Here is a 21,017-nt window from a genome sequence, read left to right as displayed (position 1 = left end):
TCAGGGCAGGGGTGATGCTGCCAAGTTCCAGTGGGCCGAATCGCGGTGCCCGCCCAACTGAGACGCCAGGCCAATTCCCGCCCCCCCCGCAAAACCTGCCATCGCCTGCACCAGGGCGTCGGCCTGCTGCTGCGTGGGCAAGCCCGGCGCAAACTTCATACCTTGCATCACGCGCTCCGCCTCGTCACGCGCTCGTCCGGTGCGACAGCCGGATCCGGCACCGCGCAACAGTTCCAGCCACTCGAGCTCCGCCACCCGGGGCGCTCCTGGGGCATCTGGAAGTTCCAACGCATCCAGCCTTTCAAAGTGCCTGCGATCGACGCCCGCCCAGCGGCCGGTCCGCGACTCGCAAGCGTCCGAGTTGAACGGCGCTGCACCAGCAAGCCCTCGCCGCTCAGGCAACGCCACCCACAGGGCAGCTAAGGCTTCGTCCGCGCCACTTTCAGGCAAGGACTCCCATGTCAAGCGCACACCCGGCGGGTCCTGTTCGTCCGGCACGGGCTCCCAGGTCAGGCGCTCGCCGGGCAGATCGCGCGCGTCCGGCAGCGGCTCCCAAGTCTTGCGTTCGCCAGGTGCGTCTATTTCGACCTGCTGTTGCACCGCTTCGGCAAACTCGTCTCGTTGGGGTAACGCCACCTTTTTGGTCGAAGACTCTGACACCCATGCGTCCACAGGCATCGACCTCAAAGACTGGATGACCCCATCGATGCCTTCACGATCCCAGCTCCAAGCCTCGGCCCACCGATCCGCGCTGAATCCCACGGTAAACGCCGACTCCATTCCAAGGTCAGGTCCGGCGCGTAACGCGCGATCAGCGGCCTTCCACGCGGCCAATGGGCTCAGTGTCGTGGCCTTGCTCTCGGCCTGCGCAGCGGTCAGCACCGCCCCGCCCACAAAGCGGAACTCCTCGACCTTGTTTGCCGAGCTCACGTACCAGTCCTTGATCGTCAGCAAGTCGGCCGGACTTCCCGCAATCCGCAGCTCCAGCGCGTTGCCATTGCGCACAAAACTGACATCCCCCAGAGCCACCCCGCTGGCGAAGTTCACACTGTCCTTGATGCCGGCGGTCGCATCGCTCTCAACAATCGTGTCGCTACCCCAACCGCGGCCAAACACATAGATGTCAGCTCCCGCGCCGCCGCGCAAGAGGTCGTTGCCGACACCGCCATCCAGGTTGTCGTTGCCCGCGCCACCATCGAGGCTGTCCTTGCCCTCGGCGCCCTTCAGGGTGTTGGCCGCTGTGTTACCTGTCAACTGGTTGTCACCCGCATTCCCTGTGCCCTGCAGCGATGCCGTGCCCGACAGGACCAGGTTTTCGAATTCGGCCGCCAAGGTCCAGGACACACCAGCCTGCACCGTATCCACCCCTTCGCCGGCCTTCTCCGTCACGACATCCGTCAACAGGTCAACCACATAGAAGTCATCGCCGGCCCCGCCGAGCAGGCTGTCCGCCCCGGCCTTGCCATCCAGCACATCATTGCCGCCTCCCCCAGTCAATACGTTGGCCGCCGCATTGCCGAGCAGGGTATTGGCCGCTCCATTGCCCGTGCCGTTGATGGCCGCACTGCCCGTCAACGTCAGGTTTTCCAAATTGGCCCCGAGCGTCCACGTCAGCGCCGCCTCCACCGTGTCCGTGCCCGCAGACACGTCCTCGATGACTTGGTCGGCGCTGACATCCACCACATAGATGTCATCCCCCATGCCTCCCCGCATCGTGTCGGCGCCGCCCATGCCGTTGAGCCTGTTGCTTCCGGCATTGCCCGTCAGTGAGTTGGCCGCCGCGTTCCCAGTGCCTGCCAGGTTGGCGCTACCAGTGAGCAGCAGGGACTCGATCTCAGCGCCCAGCGTCCAATTGACCGAGGCCTCCACCGTGTCCATCCCGCCAGCGGCAGACTCCGACACCCGGTCGCCCACGTTGTCGACCGCATAGACATCGTTACCTGCCCCTCCCGACATCGTGTCGGCACCGGCGCCGCCATCAAGGCGGTTGGCCCCGGCGTTGCCGGTCAGCGTATTGCCCAGGTCGTTACCCGTGCCGTTCAAGTTGGCGCTGCCCTTGAGCACCAAAGTCTCCAGTTCAGCACCCAAGGTCAACGAGACCAAGCTCTCCACGATGTCAGTGCCGCCGCCGACCTGCTCAATCACCACATCTGCAAGCGAGTCGATCACATAGCTGTCATTGCCCTGCCCGCCCTCCAGCGTGTCGGCACCCACTCCGCCATCCAGCCGGTTGTTGCCAGCATTGCCAGTCAAGCGATTGGCCAGGCCATTCCCCGTGCCATGGATCGCCGCCGTACCGTTCAGCACCAGGTTCTCAAGCTCGGCACCCAGCGTCCAGGTCACGGAGGACTCCACCGTGTCAGTCCCGCCACCGCTCAGCTCGGTCACCACCTCGCCCGCCATGTTCACCACATAGACGTCATTGCCCGCACCGCCCTCCAAGGTATCCAACCCCAGGCTGCCGTCCAGGCGGTTGTTGCCGGCATTCCCGGTCAGGTGATTGGGCAGTTCGTTGCCCGTGGCACTCAAGTCCGCAGAGCCGCTCAGGGTCAGTGCCTCCACGCCCGTGCTCAAGCTGTAACTGACGTTGGCGATCACATGATCCTGGCCCTCACTGGCCAACTCCTGCACCAGATCACCCGTGTGATCGATCAGGTAGACGTCATCCCCCGAGCCGCCGACCAATTGATCGGCCCCCGCGCCGCCGTCCAAGGTATCGGCGCCGCCCAGTCCCAGCAAAGAATCGGAACCTGCCCCACCCAGCAGGCGGTTGGCCTGCGCATTGCCGGTCCCATGGTGCGCCGATCCAAACAGTTCAAGCGATTCGATATGGTCGCCAAGCACCCAATCCACCGAAGCCAATACCGAGTCCAGACCCTCATCAGCCTGCTCGACCACCTGGTCCGCAGCGCTATCTACGACATATCGGTCGTCACCAGCGCCCCCCTCCAGCGTGTCGGCGCCAACGCCACCGTCGAGCACATCATGGCCCGCCAGGCCAAACAGACGATCATTGGCGGACGTACCCGTCAGGCTGTCATTGCCCGATGAACCGATGATGTCGCCGCTGTCGCTGATGGGTTGCCAACTCGTTCCAAAGCCGGTGCTCGCGAGGGCAAGCTGCAGGCGGGCATCGGATAGGGCACTGAGATTTCCGTCCAGTGCATACCGATAGGCCACCACGCCACCGATGGCCTGTGTGGAACTGGTACCGAGCGCATGCGATGACAGCGAGTTTTCCATCCTCCAATTGACGGGCGCGGGGTTTGCACTCAAGGCCGACTGAAAGTCGGCCAGTACCGCCGTCAAGTCGAAGCTGAGAATCTGGCCTGACTGCACCAACTGCAGAGTCAGGGGCCGCCGTGGAGTGAAGCTCGATGCAACCAGGGTCAGCGAAGTGTCCCCGGCAATCTGCAGCCTCACACCCTCCAGCGTTGAGGTCAGCGTCAGGTCAGCGAGGCGAGCCCCCCCCAAAGAAATCGTGTCGGTCGCACCATCTTGTTCCGACTGATGAAAGAGGTCGTGACCGTCGCCGACATTCATCAGCACGAGCGAGCCCCCGCGACTGACGGCGCCCGGGTCGTTGCCGCCGAAAAGGGTGTCATTGCCCTGTCCTCCGATGATCACGTTCGACATCAGACCCATGGTGATTTCATCTTCACCGGGGCCACCGTCCAGGAGATTCCGGTCCTGGGAGTCCAAAAGCTGGTCGTTCCCCTCGTCGCCGCGCAGGATGTCGTTGCCCTCCCCACCGTCAACCCAGTCGGCGCCCATTCCGCCATTCAAGGCATCGGCCCCTGCCGCTCCCTCGACAAAGTCATCTCCGGCGCCGGTATGGACCGTGTCGGCGCCTGCGCTGCCATACCAGATGTCAGCCTGCGGGCTCACTTTCGTGGTGTGGAGTCGGGCCATCGCCTCGCTGGCAGTCAGAACCAAGCCCCCGTCAAACTCGAATCGAAAGGTCTCCGCTTGAGGCGTCATGTCGCCGTCGGAGAACCAGTTTTCGACCGCGACCCATGTGTTCGTATCGTTTCGCTGCACCATCAGCGAATTCCCGGAGCGCGAGAAAGCCACATCCGTGGGCGCCATGCCCGTCAAACGGACCACATTGGCCTCGTTGGTGCTGCCGAACACACCGTCGCTGACCCAACTTTTAGTGGCTTGGGCCAGATTGACGACATAGACGTCGTTGCCCGCACCGCCCACAAAAACCGTGCCGCCATCACCTCCGACGAGCGTGTCATCGCCATTCCCCCCTTGCAGGAAGTCGTCACCCTCGCCGCCCTCTAGGACATCGTCGCCACCCGCTCCTTCCAAGGTGTCATTGCCACCCAAACCCCGCAATGTGTCGGCCTGCTCACCACCAAATAGATGATCATCCATCTCGCTGCCCAACGAAGGGCGTGCCATCCGGTCGAGATCCGCACGCGTCCAGGACGAGCCGTTGTCAAACTCCACGCGACTCAGTCCGTCGATCAAGCCGTCCGCCTGACGCGAGACGCGGACCAGGTCGCCCCCGGTCGTGCTCACGAAGACAAAGTAGGGGCCACGCAAGGCCAGCGTCACTTCGCTCGGGTCAATTCCCGCACCGAAGCGAAGCACGTCGTCGCCCGGGTTCAGAGCCCACGAGCCCATCAAGCTGTCGAAGCCATCCCCCGGGTTGTAGACAAAAACATCGTCGCCCTCGCCCCCCGAGAGCTCATCGTTACCGACGCCACCCACCAGGGTGTCGTTGCCCGCGCCGCCGGACAAGCTATCGCTGCCCGCCAGGCCCTGCAGCAAATCAGCAGCCTGCGTGCCAAAAAGGTAGTCGTCGTAGCGCGTACCCATGCCGGGCACATGACGCAACTGCTCACCGGTCCACACCGTTCCATCCGCGAACTCGACTCTTGACACCGGAATGCCGGGGGATCCCAGCAGGTGTACGAAGTTGATCTCGGACCCAAGACCGAACTGAATCGAATGCTCGCGAATCGCGACATCGGCGGGCTTCACGGTGGCATCGAAGCGGATGATGGTTTGCCCTTGCAGGTCGTCCACAAGGTCCTGGCCGTGGCCGGCCGAGAACAGGTACAGGTCGTCTCCGGCCCCTCCTTGAAGGGTGTCGTCACCCGCTCCGCCTTCCAGCGTGTCATGGCCTGCCGCACCCAATAGGCTGTCATTGCCGCCCAAGCCTCGAATGCCATCGCGACCTTCGCTCCCTTCAAAGTAGTCGTCACCCTCGCCGCCCACCATCCATCGAGCCAGACGAGTTTCGATGTCATCCCGCGTCCAACTCTGGCCGCTAGCAAAGCGCAGCCGTTCGATGGAGTCGGCATCGGGCGCAAAGTAGTCCTGCACCGTCAAGCCATCCCGTCCTGCGTTCCAAAGCAACTGCAGGCTGTTGCCGGACTGCTGCAGCGCCAAAGTGTCTGGGGTCACGCCGGGCGGTAGTTCGATGACATCTTGGGCCCCCTCACGGTCTTCAACGCTCAGCCCCAGCCCTGCACTCCCAAGGGCAAGCTCGGTGATCTGATAGTGGTCAGAACCGGCGCCACCTGAAAGACGATCACCCGCCCCGCCCATCAAGGTGTCGTCCCCCGACTCGCCGAGCAAATAGTCGGGTCCGGTCCCGCCTTCCAAATGGTCGGCGCCGCTGCCCCCGGCAAGGGTGTCTTGCGCGGCGCCACCGACCAAGGTGTCGCTTCCGCTCGTTCCGAGGCGAAGCAGTGAGTTGGCATCGGCGGTCAACACCCCATCCAACTGACTCCAGGAGAAGGTCAGCCGATTCCGGCCGTCAAGCACTTCGAGCCAGAGAGGAAAGCCCTTGAGCGCTGACCCGACCGGTTCGGCAAAGTAGTCCTGCACCGTCATGGCCGGGCTGCCGGCATGCTCGATCACCAGCGCCCGCCCATCGCGGCGCAGCGCCAGATCCCCGAGCGCCACATCGGCTCCCAGTCGAATCGTCGTGTTGGCGATCAGTTCTAGCTGATCGTGTCCATCGCCCACGTTCCAAAGCACGGTTCCACCGGCACGCAAGCTGTCATTTCCCGCGCCCCCAGACAGCACACTGCTCGTCCCCCCCTCCAGCCGGTCATCACCGCCCATGCCATAGAGTTCGGTGGCCCACGCTGTCTCCCCCTGCCGGAGGGTTTCGCCGGCATCTGTCCCCGTCAGCTTTGCGCCAGGGCTGAGCAACACCGCGGCCTCTACGTGGGCGTAGTCCGCCATCTTGTGCGCGCCCGCACCGAGCAGCTTCACCGTATCGTTCCCGCCCTGTGCCTCTTCGACGATGCGCTCGTCGCCGTCGATCCAATACTCGTCATCGCCCGCACCGCCGAGCAGCGTATCCACCACGCCGGCATTGCCGCTTGCACGGATGACATTGGCCCGCGCATTGCCTTCCCCGCGCTTGGCCGCCGCACCCACCAGTTCCAGGTTCTCGATGCTTTCACCCAGCGAATAGCTGACCGAAGAACGCACCGTATCCAGATCGCCGACACCGGCGTCAAGAACCCGGTCCCCCGGGTTATCGACGACATAGGTGTCATTGCTTTGACCGCCCACCATGGTGTCAGCCCCCACCCCGCCATCGAACCAATAGGCCGGCGCCAAGCCCCCACCGAAAATGGGCGAGAGCCCCTCTACCGACAAGTGGTTGTCCAGTGCATTGCCCTTCAGTTGGGCTGGCACGGGCTTGCCTGCGTGGTCCAGCACACGAGTGCCTTCGAACTTGTGAATCAAGTTCTCCACATGCTCGGGAAGGGTGACGTCCCAATGCCGGGCCCGCAGCGTGTCGCGCCCGCCGCCGGGCTGTTCAAGCACCACATCGTCTGTGCCGTAAATCGTGTTGGCAGAATGAAGCGTTCCGGTATCGATGTCATAGAAATCGTCGCCGTCGCCCCCCATCAAGCTGTCCGCACCGGTGAATGAGCTGAGCCGGTTATTGCCCGAGTTGCCCTTGATGAGTTGATCGCCGCCATCGCCGGCATCGTCAAAGCTGAGGTTCAGGTGGTCGGGTGGTGTCGCCACCAGATGCGCAGCAAACTCAGCCGCTTGCCAGCTGGAGCCGTCGGCAAACTCGATGCGCTCGATCGCTCCAGCGCCATTCCAGCCAGGGCGGAAGTGGCCTTCAACGCGCAGCTGCGCACGCAGGTCATCCGTGCGGTAGATCCACAGGTCATCGCCGTGACGGTACAAACCAACCTGACCGGAGAGCGCATCCGTGAACTTCACGGCATCCGTTCCGGCTTCATCCTTCAAATGATCGAACCCGCTGCCGGCCTGCGCCACAAATTGGTCATCGCCCACGCCGCCGTCTAGCGTGTCATCCCCGCCTCCCCCGATCAGCGTGTCGTTGCCACCGCGGCCATACAAATAGTCATCGCCGGCCTGCATATCGATTCGGTCGGCGCCACTCGTGCCATACCAACGATCCCTCCCCTCCGTGATCTGACCCTGCACCAAGCGCCGCAACTCGGCCACGCCCAGCACCTGGCCATCGCTCAGCACCAGGCGCTCGACGCCGGCCGTGCTGCCATCCGCGCGAACCACGTTTCGCAGATACACGTCGCCAGCCTGGCCATGGGCCCCCAGCCTGATGTCGTCGGCCCCTGCCAAGTCCCCTGACGCATAGAAGTCCGCCTGCAGATTGGCCAAGGTGAAGGTCGCGGGCAGCAGCAGGGTATCGATGTCCGTCGCAGTCGCGCTGCCGCCGTCCACCTCCTCGAAGACCATCGCTGCACCACGCTCTAGGCGTCGCAGGTCAAAGGTGTCGCTGCCGGTGCCGCCCTGCAGCCCCGCCGCCATCGTGCCGGTAACGCCGCCAGAAAGGGTGTCATTGCCTGCGCCGCCGTCGGCCGTCTCCGCATCCAACCAATCATGGCCCGCGCCCCCGATCACGGTGTCCAACCCCGCGCCCCCGATCAGCCGGTCGTCGCCCGCACCGCCCTCAATCCGATCGTCACCCGCCAGGCCATCGATCACATCCGGGCCCGCGCCGCCCCGCAGAAGGTCCGACCCTGCGCTGGGCCGAATCGCATCGATATACGGCACAAGTTCCGCACGCGACAACCGGATCCCGCCATCGATTTCGATGAACTCAACCCCCTGGCCGACCCGCTGCCCCTCCAGCACCAACTGCTTGCCGCCCGGGAGGACGAGCACCACGTCGTTGCCACGACTGCTGAAACTCAGGCCCTCGAAGCTCGCCACACTGAGCAGGCGCAGCACATCCTGATCGGCGCCAGATCCCAGGTCGCGCACGACATCGTTTTCGCTCGCGGCACTCCAGCGATAGACATCGGCGCCCTGGCCGCCATCCAAGGTATCGGCCCCCGCGCCGCCTTCCAGCTGATCTGCACCCTCGCCTCCGCGCAGCAAATCGTCGCCGGCGCCACCGCTGAGCGAGTCGGCCCCTGCGCCACCGTCCAGCACATTGGCGAGCGCATTGCCCACCAACCGATCGTCCCCGGCGCCGCCAAACGCATCCTCAATCTGGGTGCCAAAACCGATGAAGGCCTGCTGATCCGCCAGGATGCTGGTGGCCTGGCTGCCTCGGTAGATCCAGGAGCCCGGCGTCAGATTGATCGACACCCCTTGCGACTGCGCGCTTGCGTCGAGGATGTCGATGCCGCCACTGTCCTGCAGCCAACGCTCGCCCCAAACATGCGTGTCATTGCCCGCATGGAGAGAGGGCGCCACGCCGTAGAAGACCTGCAGCGCCGCAATATCAAAGGGCCCCAGATCGGTGGCCGGCGTGGCGGAGTGCGTGTAGCTCATCACCGTGTTGGCCACCCGGTCTTCCGCGCCTGGCAGGACCGGATGCTCAAACGGATGCTTCAGTCCCAAGGCATGACCAATCTCATGCAGCAACACCTGAAAACCCACCTCACCCCGGTTCAGACTGCCCGCGGGAATGTCGCGCCCGTACTCGTCCTTGCGCGTCTGTCCAAAGAGGCGGCTACTCAGATGCACCTGGCCTGTCTGCGCATTCGCATAGCCCGCAAACGCCTCCATCCCTTGCGAGCTCAGATCGTCCAGATAGAAACTCAGGTCCGTGGGTCGTCCGTCACTCAGCTCCACAAAGCGCACATCCAGCACGGCGCTGAAACGCCCCAGCGCCTCCCGCACGGCCTGTTTCTGTTCCTCGGAATAGAGGCGGACCCCCTTCATGGCGGGATCGAACAGGGTCGAGAAACTGAAGGTCAATTCCTTCTTGCCGGCCGAGCTCACCTGCTCGCGCGACAACAAGGCGCTCAAGAAGTAGCTCAGGTTCTGGCCCGCCAACGGGTCGGGCGGCAACTCTGACGGCGGCGGCGCAGGGCAGCGCGTCAGGATGTCCTCCACACCCCAAACCGTGCCATCCTCGAAGCGAATTTCAGCCACGGACGGCAAGGCAGCACCCTCATCGCCCACGGCCGCCCCTTGCACCGCATAGCCCACCCCGAACGCGGTCTGACCATAGAAGTCGGCGACCGTCACCCGATCCGAGGATCCGTACTCAATCACCAGATCCAGGCCATCGCGCCGCAGCGTACGCACCTCGGTGCTGGCCATCTTGAAGGCGATCACATTGCGTGCGCCCCCCGAGCCGACGTCCGACACCGTATCCAGCCCATCGCCAACCCGGAACACATAAACATCAGAGCCCGAGCCGCCTTGCAAGGTCTCATTGCCTGCACCGCCCTCCAGAGTGTCATTGCCCCCTGGGCCGACGGCGTCGTCAGCAATCAGGATGTCGTTACCTGCCCCGCCCAGCAAGACATCGTCGCCCTCCCCGCCCAGCAACTGGTCGGCTTCTAGTCCGCCCTCCAGGCGGTCATGACCCGTCCCCCCGAGCAGCGTGTCGACGCCCGCGCCACCCTGCAGCACATCGTCGCCCTCGTCACCGTACAACACGTCGTTGTCCGCACCGCCGTCCAGATGGTCATCCCCCAGCCCTCCCACGAGCTCATCCGCGCCCGCATCGCCGAACAGCCGGTCCTGGCCCTCGCCGCCCCAGAGCAGGTCATCGTCTGCGCCCCCGAACAACCCGTCGTCGCCATGGTTGCCAAACAGCGTGTCATTGCCAGAGCCGCCGTCCAGCAGGTCGCCCCCCATCGCCCCCACATCCAGCCCCACCGGATAAAAGGGCGCGACCGTGTTGCCCTGCTGATAGGGCGCGTCGCCCAGCAGCAGGTCATGCCCGGCGCCACCCAAGAGGACGTCCGCACCCATCCCGCCCACCAGGAAGTCAGCCTCGGCGCCACCGTCCAGGCGGTCGCGCCCGTCGCCCCCCGAGATCGAGTCCAGGCCGGCCCCCCCCACCAGTTCGTCGTCGCCCCCCTCGCCGATCAAGAGGTCATCGCCGACCTCGCCGTGAAGCCTGTCGTTGTCGTTGGCCCCAAACAGCGCGTCATCGCCGCCCCCCCCCAAAAAACGCCACCCCCTGCGCCTGACTGCCTGGCGCCAGGATGTACTGGCCGTTCTCCAACTCCAGCTTGAAGGGCATCGCAGCCCCCAAGTCCAGCGGATCGGGCGCCTCGCTCTTCTTGAAGACGGCGTCGCGCGCCACCTGCTCGTTGGCGCCCAGGGTCAGCGTGACACTGAGATTGGGCACCAAGCGCGGCACCGCCTCGTTGGCATAGGACCACCACCACAGATGGGAGGGCGGCTGCGAGCCGGCCCCCAGTTCGGCCTTGAACTCAAAGTCAAAGGCGGCCAGGTTGGGGTGCGCGATGTCGATGCGCTCGCGCTCGGTCTCGCCGGGAGTGTCCGACTTCAGCACGAAGTAAGAAAACTGCGTGCGCGTGTTCTCGTCCGTGGCCAGCCACTCAGCCCCCCCCGCGCCCTGACTAAAAAATATCTTGTGGCTGGATGCGGCGTACCAGCCGCCGCCGGGCGTGTACACCTTGTCCATGCTCATGTCGAACCGGTAGCCGGCCCGGATCAGATCCTTGCCCCCGCCGCCGAGCACCACGTCCTTGCCGGCCCCGGTCAGGATCAGATCGGTGCCCTCGCCCCCCTCCAGCCAGTCATCCCCGCCCCGTCCATCCAGCAAATCATTGCCCGTGCCGCCCAGCAACAGGCTTGATGCATCGCTGCCCACCAGGAGGTCGTTGCCCTGGTCGGCGTCGACCGCGTCTCCGCGCACAAAGTCCACAAAATTGTTCTCGGCGCGGCTCTGCGGCTTCACGGGCGTGGCGGTGGGCCGGTCGCGCAGCTTGGGCTCGCCCGTCAGCGTCAGCCCCAGCTGCCCCGGCGTCCAGTTGCGCAGATAGACCGTGCTGTGCGCGTCCCCGGGCAGGCTGATGGCCAGGGTGGTGGCACCTTCGGACTCCAGCTTGCGGATCTCGACCCTGCCAGCCCCCACCCAGCACTGCTTGTCCTCATCGAAGCTCGCGCTCTTGAGCTCCTGACCGGCAAAGACCAGCCTGCCCAAACCATCCGCGTCGTCGATCAAATCCGTCCCGAAGCCCGCGCCGTCAAAGCGGTACTCGTCATTGCCCGCGCCGCCACGCAGCAGGTCGGAGCCGCCACCGCCGGTGATCAGATCCGCGCCGCCGCCGGCCTCGATCAGGTCGGCGCCGTCGGAACCCTCGGCCGCTTCGCCACCATCGCCGTGCAAGATGTCGGCGCCCTCGCCGCCGCGTAGCAGGTCATTGCCCCGGCCGCCGGCCAGGGTGTTCTGTGCGGACTGCTGGCTGCCGATGAGCACATCGTTGCCGCTGCCGCCGTCCAGGAAGCTGAAACCGGCTCCACCCAGGACTTCGAGCTGGTCGTTGCCCTCGTCGCCCCACAAGTGGTTGGTGTCGCTGCCGCCCTCATCCACCAGCAGATCGTGCTCGGCCCCGCCCCGCAGCCTGTCGGCGCCGGTGCCGCCGATCAGGACGTCGTGGCCGCTCCCGCCTTCGAGTGCGTCATCTCCGTCGCCGCCCTTGAGCATGTCGTTCCCTGCATCGCCAGAGAGCAGGTCATCGCCCATGGCGCCCTCCAGGGCATCGTCCTTCTCGCCGCCGCCCAAGGTGTCATCGCCTTCACCACCGTCCAGTCGATCGCGTCCGTCACCGCCGGTGATGCGGTCGTCCCCGCTTTCGCCGTAGATGACATCACGTTCGTCATGCCCGGCAATCTCTTCCATGGCACTCGAACTCAGCTGGATTGCATCCATCGCCAGCTTCACCGCCGCAGCCTGTGGCGTTGCTGCACCCATCAGGTCAGACCCAAAGGTCACGAAACGCGTCTTGCCGGTGATCTCACCTCGCTGAATCTTGAGTCCGCTGTCCTTGTCATACCAAACCACATCTGAGCCGTCGAAGGCCCCCTTGTCGTCTTCGGCCTTCACCTGCGGGTTGTCACCGGGCGAGCCCTTCACATAGTCCAGGTTCTCGCGGTTCAGTGAGTTCAAGTGCACCAGGAGGTCAGCGCGATCCTTCAGCCATCGATCACTGAAGTACTTCGGCAAGGTAGTGGCCCCTCCTGCGGGCGGGTTGACTCGAAGCCGATCTTCATTCCAGTGGGCATAAATCTCCCCCCACACGCTGGATTGGGACAGCAAATCCTTGGCCACCTCGCCCTCACCCAGACGCAGGGCGAAGGGGCTGAGCGTGTAGAGCGCCACAAAGACCCCGAAGTCGTTGCGAGCCTGCTTTTCCAAGTCGCTGGCGTAGGTGGAAATCAGACTGAGCGCCAACTCGCCAGCCTGTGCCTTCCTGTAGAGATCGGACTTCTGAATGTCATCCAGCAAGCGATGGAATTCGGTACGACCCGTGGCGCCGCCCTTGGGGTTGGTCTCATGCCAGGTGTTTCCGTCGTTGGAGCCAACCAACTTCCTGGCCTTGGCCGCATCGGGCCCCAAGACCAAGGCCGCCAGGGCATTGACCAGCACCTCCAGCGTCTCACCATCGGCCTTGCCCTGGCCACCGCCAAACACAGCATCGCCATTGGCCTTGCGGCGGTTGGACGCATCGGTCAGCGCCTTTTGCAAGGCATCGAAGCCCGCCTGACGCTGAGCCTCGGGCAGCATGTTCAGCAAAGTGGTCTGCACGGCCAGCGAGTCCACCAGCAGCACCAGGCTGTGCGTGTCGCCGAAGTCCTTCTTATCCCAACCATCCACCAGCAACTTGACACTGGCGTATTGCAGGGATTCCAAAGCCACCTGGGTCGCAACATTGCCTCGGTAGAGCGGCTGGTCCTCGATGAACACCCGCACATCCTTGCCCACATGGTTCTGCGAGTTCGCCACAGCGGACGGGCTGGTGTCGCCCTGCACGTCAAACTGGTTCGCGAACTCCCAGTGCACGGTCTTCCCGCCATAGGTCTGGATCAGGCCCTGCAAAAGCCCTTCGGCATTGGTGCTCTGGCTGATCTTCAGCACAGCCAGCTGATAGTCCAGACTGCATTGCTCCACCTGCTCCAGGGGCACCGCGACGGGCTGCGGCTTGAGGCCGGGCAAACGACCGATCTCACCCCGGATCTGCGCCACCCGGCCCGCCGCCTTCTGCAGCCACTCGGCCTCGGCCACATCGGATGCGGGCGTGGCGTCACGCTGTGCATCCAAGATGAATGCCGCCAACGTGTTCTTGTCAGCCTGGCTGATGAGGCCACCAGCCGCCCGGGTGCGCTCGTAGATCGCACTGAGCACCGGATGGCTGAAGCTGAACTTGGCGCTGCCATCTGCATTGGGCTTGGTGAGATCGGTGAACTGGGTCAGCAGGGTCGACAGCTTCTTGCTGGGGTCCACCGCCCCGATGCCCGCGCCATTGAAGGTCACCACCTGCTTCGCGGCCGTGGGGTGCATCTCGTTGAAGGCCGAGGCCAGGTGGCCGCCCAGGCTATAGCCGGTCAGGCTGAACTGCCCCTCCACCAGCTTGCCGTCTTGAATCAGCTTCTGGTACCAGGCCTCCATGTCGCGCAGCTGGCCCCAGGCGAAACCGGTCTCTTTGATCTCCAGCACATTGGTCGACTCGTTGTCGCGCGCGGCGTCGTCCACGAACTCAGTCGACCGAAAACACATCACCACCTCGCCGGCCTTGGCGCCGGTCAGGGGGTCGTCGGTATGGCAACGGAAAACCGTGCCGCTGAAGCCCGTGCGGGTGTTGGACTGCTGGGCTTCGACTGCCCAATGCTTCTCGAAGTGCTCGGCTTGAGCCTTGGTGAAGCGGCTGGCGTGTTTGTTACCTTCGGTCAAGGCATCGATCAGTGCTTGACCTTTGAATGGCGTCTTGGCTGGATCGTTCGTGGCAACCAAAAAGGCCTCCGCAGCCATTTGCAGGTCGGCGTACTTCAGGAGGTCAGCGATAGTGGGTGGTGTCATGAGTGGGCTCCCTTATTGGATTGGTTTGAGTACTTTTTCGACGAAATCGAGTGTCTGTCCGGTTTGCGCAGAGAAAGCCGGCTGGCTCCCGCGAAGTGCGAGTCCACGATCAAAGCTAGGGCAGGCGTTGTCTGCAGCGAAGAGCCAGGGTGACCGCGCTCCTGCACGGCTTCCTTGTGCCCAATCGACCATATAGCCAAGGCGTTCACCGAGTACTTGGCCTGACTCAAGGTCGATGACTTTGAGCGAGCTGCCTGCGATCCAGTGCTCACGCTCCTCGCGAGTGGAGATGTCCTCGAACTTGACACCATGGTGTGCGGAGCGCTCTTCGATCGGACGGCGATCCAGTACGAACCGGGTGTAGCCCTTCAAGTACCTCTTGTCGAACTGCCACGGCTCCTCTACGCGCCCAGTGAATCGGTACAGCTTGCCGTCCTTCGGATCAACGGCTTCTACGTAGCGGTAGCCGATACGCGGCGGTGCACCAGAGAGCGTTGGCTTGGTCTCCTGCGTGCGGTAGTAATAGCCCTGCAGGAAATTCAAGATGTAGTTGTCACCATCGCTGTCGTGACCGTAGGGATCGCTCAACCGGAATTGATCGGCCGGCTGCTCACCAACGTTGAAGTTGTCCTTGTGTGTGCGCACGTTGACGAGGTACACCCCCTCCACCCCCTCGACGGTCTTGTGGATGAACTCGCCCGACTTCTTGCAGCGCTCCTGCCACATCGCCATGGCGCGCTCTTGCTGCTTTTTGGCCTTCCAGTTGTGGGCCATGGAAGGCCCCTTGCACGTAGCAACGGCGACAACCAGGAGCATCAAGACAAATGCAACGCCACGCCAACGCCCCCCCTCCGGGGCCGCTTGGGTCTCTTGATCAGGCTGCATTCGCATACCTCTGTTCGTTGACTGCTACGGACTCCGCCACCGCCGCCGTCACCACATTGCCCCGATCAAGCGGCTGGTCTTCGATGAACACCCGCACATCCTTGCCCACATGGTTCTGCAAGTTCGCCACAGCGGACGGGCTGGTGTGGCCCTGCAGCACGTCAGATTGGTTCGCGAACTGCAGCCACTCGGCCTCGGCCACATCGGATGCGGGCGTGGCGTCACGCCGTGCATCCAAGATGAATGCCGCCAACGTGTTTTTGTCGGCCTGGCTGATGAGACAACCCGCTGCCCGGGTGCGCTCATAGATCGCACTGAGCACCGGGTGGCTGAAGCTGAACTTGGCACTGCCATCTGCATTGGGCTTGGTGAGATCGCTGAACTGGGTCAGCAGGGTCGACAGCTTCTTGGTGGGGTCCACGGCCCCGATGCCCGCGCCATTGAAGGTCACCACCTGCTTCGCGGCCGTGGGGTGCATCTCGTTGAAGGCCGAGGCCAGGTGGCCGCCCAGGCTGTAGCCGGTCAGGCTGAATTGCCCCTCCGCCAGCTTGCCGTCTTGAATCAGCTGCTGGTACCAGGCCTCCATGTCGCGCAGCTGGCCCCAGGCAAAACCGGTCTCTTTGATCTCCAGCACATTGGTCGATTCGTTGTCGCGCGCGGCGTCGTCCACGAACTCGGTCGACCGAAAACACATCACCACCTCGCCGGCTTTGGCGCCGGTCAGGGGGGCGTCGGTATGGCAACGGAAAACCGTGCCGCTGAAGCCCGTGCGGGTGTTGGACTGCTGGGCTTCGACTGCCCAATGCTTCTCGAAGTGCTCGGCTTGAGCCTTGGTGAAGCGGCTGGCGTGTTTGTTACCTTCGGTCAAGGCATCGATCAGTGCTTGACCTTTGAATGGCGTCTTGGCTGGATCGTTCGTGGCAACCAAAAAGGCCTCCGCAGCCATTTGCAGGTCGGCGTACTTCAGGAGGTCAGCGATAGTGGGTGGTGTCATGAGTGGGCTCCCTTATTGGATTGGTTTGAGTACTTTTTCGACAAATCGCAGTGTCTGGTAACGCTGACTCTGCGACTTATTGGCAGGGCCCTTGATTGGCCCAGGGAAGTCACGGTCGAAGTCAGGGCAAGCGTTGTCTGCCGCAAAGGTCCAAGGCTGTCTCGCCCGGGCGCGGCTGCCCTGCGCCCAGTCCACCATGTAGCCAATGCGCTCGCCCAGCACCTCACCGGTTTCCAGGTCGATGACCTTGAGGGAGCTGCCGGCAATCCAGTGCTCGCGCTCTTCGCGGGTGGAGATGTCTTCGAACTGCACCCCGTAGCGCAAGGTGCGCTGTTTGAGGGGGGTGCGATCCAGGACGAAGCGGGTATAGCCCTTGAGGTGCTTGGTCGGATCGAGTTGCCACGGTTCCTCTACTCGACCCGTAAAGCGATACAGCTTGCCGTCCTTGGGATCGTGGGCCTCGATAAATCGATAGCCCTTGTGGGGCGGCCAGCCTTCCCGCACTAGGTCCGTGCGGCCATTGGTATAGCTGTTCCGCACGAACGAAACGAGGTAGCCCTCGTCCTTTAGATCGTTGCCATACGGATCGCTCAACCGGAATTGATCGGCCGGCTGCTCACCGAGGTTGAAGTTGTCCTTGTACGTACGCACATTGACGAGGTACACCCCCTCCACCCCCTCAACGGTCTTGTGGATGAACTCCCCCGACTTCTTGCAGCGCTCCTGCCACATCGCCATGGCGCGTTGCTGCTGCGGGGTGTTGCCCTGGCTGACGGACACGCCGCTGCCGCAGGCGCTCAACAGCAATACCAGGCCCAGCGCGAAGGGCGCCCATCGAGGTGTTGAACTGCCGCGCCCTTGGGCTTGAAGAGCGCCCTTACGCCGCATGACGGAAGCTCCCTGCGTTCGCGGCCGTGGGGTGCATCTCGTTGACGGCCGAGGCCAGGTGGCCGCCCAGGCTATAGCCGGTCAGGCTGAACTGCCCCTCCACCAGCTTGCCGTCTTGAATCAGCTTCTGGTACCAGGCCTCCATGTCGCGCAGCTGGCCCCAGGCGAAACCGGTCTCTTTGATCTCCAGCACATTGGTCGACTCGTTGTCGCGCGCGGCGTCGTCCACGAACTCAGTCGACCGAAAACACATCACCACATCGTCCGCCTTGGCGCCGGTCAGGGGGTCGTCCTTCTTGCACTTGAAAACCGTGCCGCTGAAGCCGGTGTGGGTGTTGGGCTGCTGGGCGACGACTTCCCAGAACTCATCAAAACGTTTGGCCTGGGCCTCGGTGAATCGGCTGGCGTGGTCGTTGCCGCGCTTCAAGGCCTCGATCAGCAAGGTGCCCGCATACGGCTTGCCGCTGTCGCCAAGCAGGAAGGCTTCAGCCGCCATCTGCAGGTCGGCGTACTTCAGGAGGTCGGCGATGGTGGGTGGTGTCATGGTGTTGGCTCCCTTAATTCAGTGGTTTGATTACTTTTTCAACAAAGCGTAGGGTTTGCTGGCCTTGGGACCGCGCCTTGTGGCGGTCGCCATAGATTGATGAAGGAAAGTCGCGCCGGAAGTCCGGGCAGGCGTTGTCAGCCGCAAAGGTCCACGGTTGGCGTGCGCCCGCTCGGCTTCCTTGCGCCCAATCGACCATGTAGCCGATTCGCTCCCCCAGCACCTCGCCGGTTTCCAGGTCTATGACCTTGAGCGAGCTGCCAGCGATCCAGTGCTCGCGCTCTTCGCGGGTGGAGATGTCTTCGAACTTCACCCCGTAACGCAGGGTGCGCTGTTTGAGGGGAGTCCGATCCAGCACGAACTCGCGCACCCATTCGCCATAGCTCTTGTCTCGTAGCCAGGGTTGATCCACCCGGCCCGTAAACCGATACAGCTTTCCGTCCCTGGGATCGTGCGCCTCGACGAATCGATAGCCCTTGTGCGGCGGCCAGCCCTCGGCAACCGGTTCGTCTCGGCCGCCCGTCCTGCTGTTTCTGGCAAATGAAATCAGGTAACCCTCGTCCGTTAGATCGTGACCATAGGGATCGCTCAGCCGGAATTGATCGGCCGGCTGCTCACCGAGGTTGAAGTTGTCCTTGTGCGTCCGCACATTGACGAGGTACACCCCCTCCACCCCCTCGACCGTCTTGTGGATGAACTCCCCCGACTTCTTGCAGCGCTCCTGCCACATCGCCATGGCGCGCTCTTGCTGCTTTTTGGCCTTCCAGTTGTGGGCCATGGAAGGCCCCTTGCACGTAGCAACGGCGACAACCAGGAGCATCAAGACGAATACGACGCCACGCCAACGCCCCCCCTCCGAGGCCGCTTGAGTCTCTTGATCAGGCCGCATTCGCAATCCTCTCTTCGTTGGCTGCCATGGACATCGCATGGATCACAGTCCCGTCGACTGTCCCCGTCAGGATCAGGTCGCCGCCCTCGCCCCCCTCCAGCCAGTCATCCCCGCCCCGTCCATCCAGCAAATCATTGCCCGTGCCGCCCAGCAACAGGCTTGATGCATCGCTGCCCACCAGGAGGTCGTTGCCCTGGTCAGCGTCGACCGCGTCTCCGCGCACGAAGTCCACAAAATTGTTCTCGGCGCGGCTCTGCGGCTTCACGGGCGTGGCGGTGGGCCGGTCGCGCAGCTTGGGCTCGCCCGTCAGCGTCAGCCCCAGCTGCCCCGGCGTCCAGTTGCGCAGATAGACCGTGCTGTGCGCGTCCCCGGGCAGGCTGATGGCCAGGGTGATCGATCCTTCGGATTCCAGCTTGCGGATCTCGACACCCCCAGCGCCCACCCAGCACTGCTTGTCCTCATCAAAGCTGGCGCTCTTGAGCACCTGGCCAGCAAACACCAGCTCGCCCTCGCCGTCCGAGTCTTCGATCACATCCGTCCCGAAACCCGCCTCAAAACGGTAGCTGTCCCGCCCCGCGCCGCCGCGCAGCAGGTCCGCGCCGCCGCCGCCGGTGATCAGGTCGGCCCCGCCGCCGGCCTCGATCAGGTCGGCGCCGTCGGAACCCTCGGCCGCTTCGCCACCATCGCCGTGCAAGATGTCGGCGCCCTCGCCGCCGCGTAGCAGGTCATTGCCCCGGCCGCCGGCCAGGGTGTTCTGTGCGGACTGCTGGCTGCCGATGAGCACATCGTTGCCGCTGCCGCCCTCATCGACGAGCAGATCATGGTCGGCGCCACCCCGCAGCCTGTCGGCACCCGTGCCGCCGATCAGGACGTCGTGGCCGGCGTCGCCGTGGAGTTCGTCGGCATCGCCACCGCCGAGCAACAGGTCGTTGCCAGCCCCGCCCTGCAGCGTGTCATCGCCCTGGCCGCCCACCAAGGTGTCGGCGTGCCTCCCGGCCCCCAATTCACCCGTTGTGCCGCCATCGCCCTCCAAGCGGTCGGCCCCCAGGCCGCCCTCCAGACGGTCATCGCCGCCTGCACCCTGCAGGGTGTCATTGCCCGCATCGCCGTAGAGCCGGTCGCTGCTGGTGGCCCCCTCCATGAGGTCGCCTTGGCGCGAGCCGAAGCCGTACACCCGCTCCTCAAGTTTGCTGAGTGCCGCTGAATCCAGCTTGGCCGGCACGACGCGGAAGCTCGCCCCGCTGCTCGAGTCCTTGTAGTTCGCCATCCAGGTAGCTGTCTTCGAAGGCACGAAGTCGCCGTCAATTGGCGTATCCGGCTTGAGCAACCAGCTCAGCATCGCCGCGCGGTCGTCGATCCAGTACTGACTCAGATTGCCAAGGCCCGTATTGGGATCGAACAAGGTCAATGCAGGGTCTTGCGGCGACTTGGTTTCCAGCAGAACCGGCGACAGGCCTGCCAGGGCTGCGCGAGCGTTGACATCGGTGCGGGCCAGGACACGCAGCTCTTCGGCTGAGGCGATGCGCGCTGGCCCGCTCTGCAGTTGGGCTGTTGTCCATTGCGAGAAGAGACTGCGCGCTTGCGCGTCAAAACTCCCGTCGGTCGTGCTGCCGGTCTTGGCCTGCCCCTCGCGCGAGCCGACCAACATGTCTAGGAATCGGTTTGGCGTTACATCGCTGATGAGCCGGAATGCGCTTTGCACAGCAGGGTCCGTCGTCAGATTCACAACCGCTTGATTCCAAGTGAAGGCGATATCCGGCTTGGGGTTGAGCGACTGAAACGTCTGCATCATGGTCTGCAGGTCGCGGCCGAGTTGCATCGAGGCGTCGGCTGCCTCCTGATTGAGACCCGATGCTGCAGCAAGCATGGTTGCCAGCGTATTGAGCGTCGCACTGCGCAGGCCATAGGCATAGGCGCGGTGCGCGAACAAGGTGTCGCGCAGGTCGCTCAATGTGTCGATGGCCTTGTCATCTGCACCACGACCCATCAGCCGCCAGGCCTGATTCGAGCCGAGCAGGCCAAACAGCAGCGCGCCGGGCCAGGCGGAGTTCCCTTGGTCGAATGAAGCGGAGTCAGCGTCGTCTCGCCCTGGCAGGCCACCCCGCGTAGAAAACAAGACTTCGCCGACGGCCGTGGCGTCGGCTTTTGAGATGCGCTCGATGTCGGGCACTTGACCCCTTGGCCAATTCGGGCTCTCCCCGAAAAGGTCATTCATCATCTTGCCGGCCACCGCATCCGAGGTGCGCTGCATGTCGTCGTCGGTGACGATCTGCCCATAGCGAAGCTGGATTTCCCGTGCGGTGTACTCACGGATGAGCGCCGACATCGAGCCGCGCGCCGCGTTGGTTTCTGCGGCACCGCGCAGCCACAAAACGGTTGAGTTGGTCGCGGCCACCCCCTTGCTCAGCAGCAGATCGGCGAGCCATGTGTAGACCGGCGTGAACGCTCCGCGCGCCAGGGGGTTGGCCTGCTTGAGGGCGTTGGCTTGCACGCGCAGGACGGCCAGTTGGGCCAGTTCGGTTTCAGAGAGAAGAATCGGCAC

8 protein-coding genes are annotated in these 21,017 nt (G+C 63.9%); all 8 read right to left on the bottom strand.

Annotated elements, in window-relative coordinates; translation table 11 throughout:
• Positions 1 to 10,395: a calcium-binding protein gene (locus FF090_RS19565; protein ID WP_138856478.1), complete on the bottom strand. Its 10,395-nt coding sequence runs from the start codon at positions 10,393 to 10,395 to the stop codon at positions 1 to 3.
• On the bottom strand, positions 10,376 to 14,275 hold the full coding sequence (locus tag FF090_RS09400) for a calcium-binding protein (RefSeq protein WP_138856477.1): 3,900 nt from the start codon (positions 14,273 to 14,275) through the stop codon (positions 10,376 to 10,378). Before FF090_RS09400 ends, FF090_RS19565 begins: the two co-directional genes overlap by 20 nt.
• A gap of 12 nt (positions 14,276 to 14,287) precedes the next feature.
• Positions 14,288 to 15,049 (bottom strand): hypothetical protein, encoded by a 762-nt coding sequence (locus FF090_RS09395; protein WP_138856476.1) that lies wholly within the window; start codon positions 15,047 to 15,049, stop codon positions 14,288 to 14,290.
• A gap of 100 nt (positions 15,050 to 15,149) precedes the next feature.
• Positions 15,150 to 16,154, bottom strand: a complete 1,005-nt coding sequence (locus tag FF090_RS09390) for an alpha/beta hydrolase family protein (RefSeq protein ID WP_138856475.1) — start codon at positions 16,152 to 16,154, stop codon at positions 15,150 to 15,152.
• A 12-nt stretch (positions 16,155 to 16,166) separates the two neighbouring features.
• Positions 16,167 to 17,042, bottom strand: coding sequence for a hypothetical protein (locus tag FF090_RS09385; protein WP_138856474.1), 876 nt, complete (start codon positions 17,040 to 17,042; stop codon positions 16,167 to 16,169).
• On the bottom strand, positions 17,032 to 17,586 hold the full coding sequence (locus FF090_RS09380; protein WP_138856473.1) for a hypothetical protein: 555 nt from the start codon (positions 17,584 to 17,586) through the stop codon (positions 17,032 to 17,034). The genes FF090_RS09385 and FF090_RS09380 overlap by 11 nt, the downstream gene beginning before the upstream one ends.
• A 13-nt stretch (positions 17,587 to 17,599) precedes the next feature.
• On the bottom strand, positions 17,600 to 18,364 hold the full coding sequence (locus FF090_RS09375; RefSeq protein ID WP_138856472.1) for a hypothetical protein: 765 nt from the start codon (positions 18,362 to 18,364) through the stop codon (positions 17,600 to 17,602).
• A gap of 100 nt (positions 18,365 to 18,464) precedes the next feature.
• Entirely contained in the window at positions 18,465 to 21,017 is a 2,553-nt protein-coding gene (locus FF090_RS09370; protein ID WP_138856471.1) for a calcium-binding protein, read from the bottom strand.

The sequence above is a fragment of the Inhella inkyongensis genome (genome assembly GCF_005952805.1).
Classification (GTDB): domain Bacteria; phylum Pseudomonadota; class Gammaproteobacteria; order Burkholderiales; family Burkholderiaceae_C; genus Inhella; species Inhella inkyongensis.
The sequence above is the reverse complement of the archived record's forward strand: the minus strand, read 5'-3'. Positions and strand labels throughout refer to the sequence as shown.